At 72.7% G+C, this 8,451-nt stretch carries 8 protein-coding genes and 1 pseudogene; 8 read left to right on the top strand and 1 reads right to left on the bottom strand.

All coding sequences use genetic code 11. The features are described 5' to 3' along the window. The 7 genes and pseudogenes from VFZ20_RS08325 to VFZ20_RS08355 form a co-directional block, all read left to right on the top strand. Window positions 1–282: pseudogene (locus VFZ20_RS08325) on the top strand (hypothetical protein); the annotation flags it as partial. A 248-nt stretch (window positions 283–530) separates the two neighbouring features. Further along, window positions 531–1,271: a DUF4159 domain-containing protein gene (locus tag VFZ20_RS08330; RefSeq protein WP_329683394.1), complete on the top strand. Its 741-nt coding sequence runs from the start codon at window positions 531–533 to the stop codon at window positions 1,269–1,271. After that, the gene (locus VFZ20_RS08335; protein WP_329683395.1) at window positions 1,268–2,920 is read left to right on the top strand and encodes a hypothetical protein; all 1,653 of its coding nucleotides are present in this window, start codon (window positions 1,268–1,270) and stop codon (window positions 2,918–2,920) included. Before VFZ20_RS08330 ends, VFZ20_RS08335 begins: the two co-directional genes overlap by 4 nt. A gap of 155 nt (window positions 2,921–3,075) precedes the next feature. Continuing rightward, window positions 3,076–3,342, top strand: a complete 267-nt coding sequence (locus VFZ20_RS08340) for a hypothetical protein (protein ID WP_329683396.1) — start codon at window positions 3,076–3,078, stop codon at window positions 3,340–3,342. Between the two features lie 85 nt (window positions 3,343–3,427). Next, complete coding sequence (locus VFZ20_RS08345; RefSeq protein ID WP_329683397.1) at window positions 3,428–3,748, top strand: hypothetical protein; 321 nt, start codon at window positions 3,428–3,430, stop codon at window positions 3,746–3,748. A 205-nt stretch (window positions 3,749–3,953) separates the two neighbouring features. Next, window positions 3,954–4,634 carry a hypothetical protein gene (locus tag VFZ20_RS08350; protein ID WP_329683398.1) on the top strand — a complete coding sequence of 227 codons (681 nt, stop codon included), beginning with the start codon at window positions 3,954–3,956 and terminating at the stop codon, window positions 4,632–4,634. A gap of 172 nt (window positions 4,635–4,806) precedes the next feature. Then, window positions 4,807–6,015, top strand: coding sequence for a hypothetical protein (locus VFZ20_RS08355; RefSeq protein WP_329683399.1), 1,209 nt, complete (start codon window positions 4,807–4,809; stop codon window positions 6,013–6,015). Between the two features lie 268 nt (window positions 6,016–6,283). Here VFZ20_RS08355 and VFZ20_RS08360 read toward each other — a convergent pair whose 3' ends face one another. Next, window positions 6,284–6,730: a hypothetical protein gene (locus tag VFZ20_RS08360; protein WP_329683400.1), complete on the bottom strand. Its 447-nt coding sequence runs from the start codon at window positions 6,728–6,730 to the stop codon at window positions 6,284–6,286. 289 nt (window positions 6,731–7,019) lie between these two features. On the opposite strand from VFZ20_RS08360, the gene VFZ20_RS08365 reads away from it, so the two are divergent. Next, the gene (locus VFZ20_RS08365) at window positions 7,020–7,970 is read left to right on the top strand and encodes a histone deacetylase (protein ID WP_329683401.1); all 951 of its coding nucleotides are present in this window, start codon (window positions 7,020–7,022) and stop codon (window positions 7,968–7,970) included. Window positions 7,971–8,451 lie beyond the last annotated feature (481 nt).

Here is an 8,451-nt window from a genome sequence, read left to right on the forward strand (position 1 = left end):
GCCGCCGGGCTGGGCCGTCGCCCACCGCGCGAGTCGTCGCTGTCGATCTCGAACCTGGCGGCGCGTGCCCTGGGCGACCGGGCGGCGGACCGCGAGGCGGCGGCGCTCATCGCCCGCGCGGCCAACGAGGCGGGCGCCGGCCGTGCGGACCGCGCGCGGGACCTGCTGCGCCGCGCCCGCGAGCGCCTGGCGCCCCCGGCCGGTGCCGCCGCGCGCCCCCTGCCGTCCACGGCCGACCCCGCCGCCGCCGAGTACTTTCGCCGCATCGGGAGGGGCCAGTGAGCGTGCGTGGATTCCGCGGATTCGGTTCCGCGGCCAGGGGCGGCGATCGCATGAAGCGCGGAGACGCGGAGCGAATGAATTCGCCGCTGGAAGATCGCGAAGTCCGCCTTGGCGGACTGGAGTCCCACGCCGAGAGCGACCCTTGTCACCCGTCGCGGCTCCGCGGGCTGATCAACCTCCCCCAGCAGTTGTGGGGGAGGTGCGAGCCTAAGCGAGCGGAGGGGGCGTCCCGCTGGATCGCCGCGTCCGTGCTGACGGCCAGCCTCGTCGCGATCGCCGGAACCGCGACAGCCCTCGTCTCCGCGCCGTCCGTCGTGTCCGCGCGGGCACCGCAGGCGCCGGTCGCGCAGGCGGAGGCCACGCCGGCCGCGCCCGACGCGTTCGTGTGGGCTACGGCGCGCTACGAGAGCGGCGACTGGAACTCCGCGCCGCTCCTGCCCACCAACCTGCTGCACTCCCTGGCGCAGTACACGTCGCTGCCGGTGGCGTCCACGGGCGAGGTGGTGGACATCTCCAGCCCGGAGCTGTTCCGCTTTCCCTTCGTCTTCATGACGGGGCACCTTCCGCTGCGCTTCAACCAGCAGGAAAGCGCCAACCTCAAGGCGTACGTGGAGCGCGGCGGGTTCGTCTTCATCGACGACCACAACCACGACATCGACGGAGGATTCCACAAGACCGCCGTCGCCGAGATCGCCCGCATCTTCGGATCGGGCGCGCTCAAGCAGATCCCCAACAACCACGAGATCTACCGCGCGTTCTTCGTCTTCGACAAAGGGCCGCCCACCACGAGCCACGAGCTGAACGGCTGGGGCGACAACCTGGTGCACGAGAACCTGATGGGCGTGGAGGTCAACGGGCGCATCGGCGTTCTGTATTCCAACAAGGACTACTCGTCGGAGTGGAACTACCACGCCCGCAGCAAGCGCCAGCTCTCCGTGGACAACACCCGCTTCGGGGTGAACGTGGCCGTCTACGCCCTTACGCGATGAAGATCCCGCTCCTCCTCCGCGGCGCCGTCCTGCTGCTGCTGGGCCTGGCGCTCGCGCTCTCCGGCGTGTGGCGCACGCGCACGGGTCCCGCCGCGCCCGCGTGGATCGACGACGCCCGCGCCCTGGACCGCGCGGCCGATTCGCTGCTCGTGGGCCGCGCCCCGCCCGCCATTGCCCGCGCGTCCACGGCGCCGCCCACGGCCGCCGAGCTGGAGACGCTGGCCGCCGCCGCCCGCCGCGCGCCCCTGTACGCCGCCATCCCCGCGCGCAACGCGCTGGTGGAGGCGCAGGCGCCGGCCCGCGCGCTCAGCGGCCGCGCGGCGGCGGTGGGCTTTCGCGTGACGGCCACGCCCGGCGACAGCGTGTGGGTGCGATTGACGGACGAGACGGGCGTGCTGGACAGCCTGCGCGTGCGCACGGACGCCGGCGGCCACTACGCCGGCGCGTTCCGCGTGCGCCCGCCGCGCCCGGGCTGGCGCGAGTGGACGGTGACGGCGGGCGACGCGACGGCGCGCACGGGCGCGTGGGTGGACAGCGCCGGGGCGCCGCACGTGATTGTCCGCGCGGGCTTTCCGCACTGGGAGTCCAAGTTCGTTGTGCGCGCGCTGGAGGAGTCCGGCGCCACGGTGGAGACGGCGTACGACCTGGGCCGCGGCCAGCTCGTGGCCGCGGGCGGCGGCGCCATCAGCGCCGAGCGGCTGAACCGAGCGGACGCCGTCATCCTGCTCCACGGCGCCCCCGTGGGCGACGGCGAGCGGCGGATGCTGCTGGACTGGTCCGCAGCGCGCGGCGGCGGCGTGCTGCTCGTGGGTGGGCAGGCCGCGGCCGGCGCGTCGGCCTTCGCGCTGACGGCCGGGCCCACGCGGGCCCGCGCCGTGGACGGCCCCACGCTCACCTGGACGCTGCCGCCGGAGCTGTCCGCCCTCCCCGGCGACCGCGTGCGCTCCGGCGCCGTGCTCACGGGCAGCCCCCGCGCGGGCGCGGCCATGGCGGCCTCGACGCCGGAAGGCGGCGTGCTGGCGCTGCGTCCGCTCGGCCGGGGGCGCGCGGCGTCGCTGGGACTCACGGAGACGTGGCGGTGGCGGATGGAGGCCGGCCGCGTGCGCGAGCATCGCGAGTTCTGGCGCGCGCTGGTGGACTGGCTCGCGTCGGCCCCGCGCGATCCCGTGACGCTGATGGTCCCCGAGCCCGTGGGCCCGGCCGGCGCCCGGCGCGACGTCGTCGTCTACACGGAGGGGGACGAGGGCGCCACGCTGCCGCCACTGCTGCTGACGCGGCCGGGGCGGGGGACGGACACGGTGGCGCTGGCGCCGGACCCATCGCGCGCGGGGGTGATGCGCGGCGCGTTCCTGCCGGCGGACACGGGCCTGTACACGTTCGCCTTCGCGGGGGGCGCGCCCTCCGCCGCCTACCGCGCGACGGCGGCCGCCGGCCCGGCGGAGGACGCGTGGCAGCGCCTGTCGATGATCGCCGGCGCGTCCGGCGGCGGCATGCTCCCGGCGGACTCGCTGCGTCCGCTCATGCGCCGCCTTACGCCGGAAGGCGCGGACACGGGCACGCGCCTGCCGCTGGGCTGGCTGCTCTTCTTCGGCGTGCTGCTGCTGGCCGGCGCGGAGTGGGCCATCCGCCGCCTGCGGGGCGACGCGTAGGGCCGCTGGATCCGTCCCGGCGCGGAACCCCGCGCCGGGACGGATCTGCTCCGCGGGGGGAGATCAGGAACGAGGGGTATCCATTGGACTCACATTTACGTACTATTTGTGTGATCCACTGTGAGCCGTCCTTCCCCCCGCTCCACGGAGGTCCCATGAAGAAGATCCGCCTGAACGCGGACGCGCTGGAAGTGGTCTCGTTCACCACCGCGCCGGCCGCGGATGCGCGCGGCACCGTGCACGCCGCGAACACCGGCAATCCCTGCTACATCACCGTGGCGTACTACCAGACGCGCTGCCAGGCGTACCCGGCGTCGTACTGGAACGAGGACACCTGCTACTGTCCCGTGGTGCCCTACTCCGAGGCCATCGAGTGCCGGCAGATCACGGAGTACACCTGCCCCGGCTGGCCCGGCTGCTGACGCCTTCAATCAGCCGTCCGGTGCCTCGCGCCGCCGGCCGGTCCGTATCCCGCTGATCCCCCTTCGACGAACCCAGGGAGCTCCCATGAAGAAGATCCGCCTGAACGCCGACGCGCTGGAAGTGGTCTCGTTCACCACCGAGCAGGTGACGAATGCGCGCGGCACCGTGCAGGCCGCGAACACGGGCAACCCGTGCTACGTGACAGTCGGGTACTACCAGACGCGGTGCCTGGCGTATCCGCAGTCGTACTGGCAGGAGTACTCGTGCTACTGCCCCATGGAGCCGGTCACCCAGTCGCTGCGGTGCCAGCCCATCGACACGGCGCAGGACACCTGCCTGAACTGCCAGCCGCTGGACACGGTCGATGTGACGTGCATGACCTGCCCGGGCCAGCCCGGCTGCTGACGTCCCGTCGGCGTCACCGCTGACGATCCGTATCGGCCCTCCGATGATCCACCTGTCGGAGGGCCGAGCCACGTCGAGAAGCAGGATGCGGATGGCCGGAATCTGCTACCGTCGCAGCGAACTTGCGGCGGCGTGGAAAATTGCCGAGATTGCCGGACTCAGCCCAAGCCACCCCTGATCCACTCCCATCCGCCATCCGTCCCTGATGACGAACGTCGTGCTGCGTTTGGCCGCCCTTGCCGCGGCGGTGGTCCTGGTGCGCGTGCCGGCCGCGGCGCAGGAGGCGCTGCCGTCCGCGCTGCCGTGGGGCATCAACGCCGAGCAGGTGAGCGCGCAACTGGAGGCCAAGGAGTTGCGCGTGGTGCACCGCCGCCCCGGCCGCGAGGTGCACGCCGCGTCGCAGAACCGGCTTACGCAGGCCATCGCCATCCTGACCAACGACAGCCTGGTGGGATTGATCTACTTTCACCCCGAAAACGCGCAGCACAACGCGCCGGACCTGTTCACGCTGGCGGCGTCGCAGGCGGAGCGCGCGCATGGGCCGCCCCTGTGCCGCAACTCGGCGCTGGCGGTGTGGACGCTGGAGCAGGGGATCCTGGAGGTGCGTCTGCGCCGCGCCGTGGGCGATGCCGCGCCCGGCGCGGAGATCCGCTACATCGGCCCGGGCTACGCGGAGGAGATGGCCCGCCGCACGGCGCCGCGCCCCGCTGCCCGCCCCGCGCCGGCCCCCGCGCGCCGCAACGGCCCCCGTCTGCTGGGCACCGTCGCGGATTCCGTGCAGCAGCCCCCCGTCGAGCCCGCGCCGGTGCCGACGGTCGAAGCCGCGCCGACTGCGCCTCCCGCGCCTCCCGCGCCGACGCCCGCGTACTGCGCGTCCGCGGCCTGATGGCGAGCTGGTGGATCGGCGTCCGTGACGTGGTCGCGGGCGCCGCTCCTTCCTGACCCGTCCAGCAATTCTTCCCTTGTCTACTCGCTCCCAGCGCCGCCGTGCTGACAGGCGGCCGGGTCATCCCGCGCCTCCCGTGCGCGTTTCGCCTGGCCCGGATCGGTTGATCCGGTTGCTACGCGTCGCATGGGCGTCCTGCCTCGCCGCCACGCTGCTCATCTCGCGCCCGCTCTGGCTGACGGAACGCGACTATCCCCCCGTTCCCGTCCTCGGATGGCTACCGCAGCCGCCCGCGCCGCTGGATTGGGTACTGTTCGTCGTCATGCTGGCGACGCTGGTGGCGAGTGCCGCTGTGCCACGGCCCCGGCGGTTCATCCAGGTGGCGCTGGGGATCACGGCCCTGTGGCTGGTGCTGGATCAGACGCGGTGGCAGCCGTACATGCTCACCTACGTCATCGCCGGGGTGGCGCTGATGATGCGCGAGGCTGCGGCTGAATGGCGACCGTTGGCGATGGCGCCCCTGCAGCTGGCGCTGGCGTGCACGTACCTGTGGTCGGGGCTGCACAAGCTCAACTACACGTACCTGACGACGGAGTACGCCTACACGGCAGGCCCGCTGTTCCGCTGGTTGGGCGTGGACGTTGAGACGGTGGGCCGCGGCGGCATTGCCTTCGCCCTGGTGACGGCGCTGGTGGAGGTCGCGATGGGCATCGGACTCCTGCTGCCGCGGACGCGGCGTGCCGCCGTCGTGGCGGCGCTCGGCGTGCACGCGTTCATCCTGCTGATGCTGGGGCCGCTGGGTCATGGGGTGAACGCCGTCGTCTGGCCATGGAACGTGTTCACCGCCGTCGCCGTGTGGGCGCTGTTCTGGCCCGGGGCCACTAGCGCCGCTTTCGACAACGCGCGGCGGGCATGGTGGCGGGCGTTGCGGACGCGTTCGGGGACGTTCGCGGCCCGCCCAGTGGCGGTGTCGTGGTACGCGGTGCTCTTGTTGTGCGGCGTGGCGCCCGCCCTGAGCTTGGTGGGACTGTGGGATGCGTCCCTCTCGTTTCAGCTCTATGCCGGCAAGCAGCGCCAGGTGACGATCGGATACGCGCCGGACCGGATGGATGCGCTTCCGGCCGCCGCGCGCCGCGCCGTGCGGATCGAGGGCGTGGTGGACCTGACGCAGTGGTCCATGGGGGAGATGGCGGTCGCACCGGTGACGCAGCCGCGGGTGGTGCGGGCCATCGGCCGATTGCTCGCGCGGCGGGCACCGGACGCGTACATCCGCGTGATCGTGCACGGCTCGCCCGACCTGCGCACGGGTGCGCGTCCCGTCCAGGAGTGGGCGTTCGAAGGCCCCGATGCCACCCCCGTGCTGATGAGCTCCGTCCCGTGAGGTTCGGCTGCATTGGGTGAACGACGCGGGGTCGCACCTTTACGCGCGACCCCGCCGCTTTGTCGATCATCCTGCCACGCGAGTGACCAGGTCAACAGGTCGCTGATCCGCCGTGGTCGTGCCCGGCGCGCGTGCATGCCAATACGACGAACGGGGCTTCGTTCTTCTCCGACCCCGCCACCGCGCACCACGGCTCGTGGAAGTATACACCCTCTCCCGCGCAGTTTGCGGGAGAGGGTGCGAGCGACAGCGAGCGGGTGAGGGCTCGTCAGTCCAGCCCGGACGTGCCGCCCCCGCCGATGTCGTTGCTGGCGAGCCCCGCGTCGCCGTCGGGCGCGTCGGTGCCCATGGCGCCGCTGGGGTCGCCCAGCACCCTGGATCCGCCACTGGCGTGGCTTCCGCCGCCCGCGCCGCCGGAGCCCGTCGCGTCCATCCCGCCGCGGCCGGGCGTGCCCACGCCGGACTCGCCGCCCTCGCCGGACATCTCGCGGTTGGACGGCACGTCGCGCCCGTCGTCCGTGCGCGCGCTGCCCAGGTCGCCGCCGCCCGCGCCGCCGCCGTATCCGCCCAGGTCGCCGCCGGGGTTGGCGCCCTGCGCGCTGCCGCCCAGCTCGCCGCCTTCGTGCGGGGCCGCGCCGCTGCCGCCGCCGCGCTCGCTGCGTCCGCCCATGCCCTGGCCCGGCTGTCCGCCGATGGGGTTGTCTGCCTGGCTCATTCTCGTGCTCCGCGTGTGGGTTGGCTTTGGGAGGGCGGGGACAATGCAAGAGGTTCGCCGGGGTTGTGAACGGCGGGTGACAGGGGACAGGTTACAGGGGACAGCCTGCAACTGCAGGGAATAGGGAATAGGGAATAGGGAATAGGGAATAGGGAATAGGGAATAGGGAATAGGGAATAGGGAATAGGGAATAGGGAATAGGGAATAGCGGGCGGTTTCTTTCGCACTTTCGCACTTTCGCACTTTCGCACTTTCGCACTTTCGCACTTTCGCACTCTCGCACTCGCCCTTGAAGACCGCGTTCGTAAACCACGAGGACGCCTCGCTGCACGACACGGGGTGGAACCACCCGGACCACCAGGGACGGCTGCCGGCCATCGTGCGCGCCGTGCAGCGCGACATGGTGGCCCTGTGGGAGCCGCTGCTGCAGCTGCCCGCCATCCCCGCCGCCGAGGCCGACCTGCTGCTCGCGCACACGCCGGCGTACGTGGCGCGCGTCCGCGAGCGGGGCATCGAGTCCGCGCGCGAGGGGCGGACGCTGGAGCTGGACGGCGTCCCCGTCTCCGGCGCGTCGTGGGACGCGGCGCTCGCCTCCGTGGGCGCGGCGCTGACGGCGGTGGATGCCGTGCTGGACGGCACCGCGCGCAACGGATTCGCGCTCGCGCGGCCGCCCGGGCGCGGCGCGTGGGCCGACGCGCCGGGCGAGTTCTCGCTCTTCAACACCGTCGCCATCGCCGCGCGGCACCTGCGCGCGCGGCGCGGCGTGGGGCGCGTGCTGGTCGTGGCGTGGGGCGCGCACCGGCCGACGGCGCTCGCGCAGTTGCTGGCGGATGACGGCGCCGTGCGGCTCGTCTCCGTCCATCAGCATCCGCAGTCTTTCCCCGATCCGCATCCCGCGGACGAGGATCCGCCGATCGTCGCGGGCGTGCTGACGCCCGGCAGCGGTGGCGACGTGTTCGCCGCCGCCCTGCGCGATGTGCTCGATTCCATCCCGCCCAGCGGGACGCCGGACTTCGTGCTGCTCTCCGCCGGCTTCGACATCCTGGCGGCGGACAAGCAGGGCGCGCTGGCCGTGCAACCGGAAGAGGTGTACGCCATCACCACCGTGCTGCGCGAATGGGCCGATGCGCGCACCGGCGGCCGCCTCGTCTCCGTGCTGGAAGGCGGATACGCCGCCGCCGAGACCGCCCGCGCCGTCATCCAGCACCTGCACGCCCTCGCCCGCATCGAGCCGGCGTAGGTCGCGAGATGGACGGCGGGCGGATGTGGGTCGGGAGGATGTGGGTCGGGAGGATGCGGATCGGCGGATGCGGATCGGCGGATGTAGATCGGGCGGGAAAGCCGGGTCCCAGCCGTTCCCGGCGAATGAATTCGCGGCACCGAAAACGTGATGTCGGCCTGCGCCGACGGTTCATCCGAGGGCCGTCGAGGTGCACCAAGGCGGCGTCCGCGTCGTCCAGGAGCGAATGGAATTCGCCGCTGGAAATTCGCGAAGTCCGCCTGCGCGGACTGCATCGCCGCCATCCCGCGGTGGCCGCTCGCCACATCGCCGGGTGATGGCCCGTGTTGGCGGTTGAAGCCCCGTTCGCAGAGCGCGTCGGCGCGAGACGGGGCTTTCCGCTGTCCCAGCGGCGGGTTTACCCGCTCAGGCTGGATGGCGGCTACGTATCACGGGCTCAGCCGGCCCCCACGCCATCTGCCCTCGCGCCGCGTCCCCCACG

It is taken from the genome of Longimicrobium sp. (assembly GCF_036280135.1).
In the GTDB taxonomy this organism is placed as follows: Bacteria; Gemmatimonadota; Gemmatimonadetes; order Longimicrobiales; family Longimicrobiaceae; genus Longimicrobium.

Coding starts and splice junctions, on each gene's coding strand:
- VFZ20_RS08335 (WP_329683395.1), top strand. CDS start 1,268: ATGAAGATCCCGCTCCTCCTCCGCGGCGCCGTCCTGCTGCTGCTGGGC.
- VFZ20_RS08340 (WP_329683396.1), top strand. CDS start 3,076: ATGAAGAAGATCCGCCTGAACGCGGACGCGCTGGAAGTGGTCTCGTTC.
- VFZ20_RS08350 (WP_329683398.1), top strand. CDS start 3,954: ATGACGAACGTCGTGCTGCGTTTGGCCGCCCTTGCCGCGGCGGTGGTC.
- VFZ20_RS08360 (WP_329683400.1), bottom strand. CDS start 6,730: ATGAGCCAGGCAGACAACCCCATCGGCGGACAGCCGGGCCAGGGCATG.
- VFZ20_RS08345 (WP_329683397.1), top strand. CDS start 3,428: ATGAAGAAGATCCGCCTGAACGCCGACGCGCTGGAAGTGGTCTCGTTC.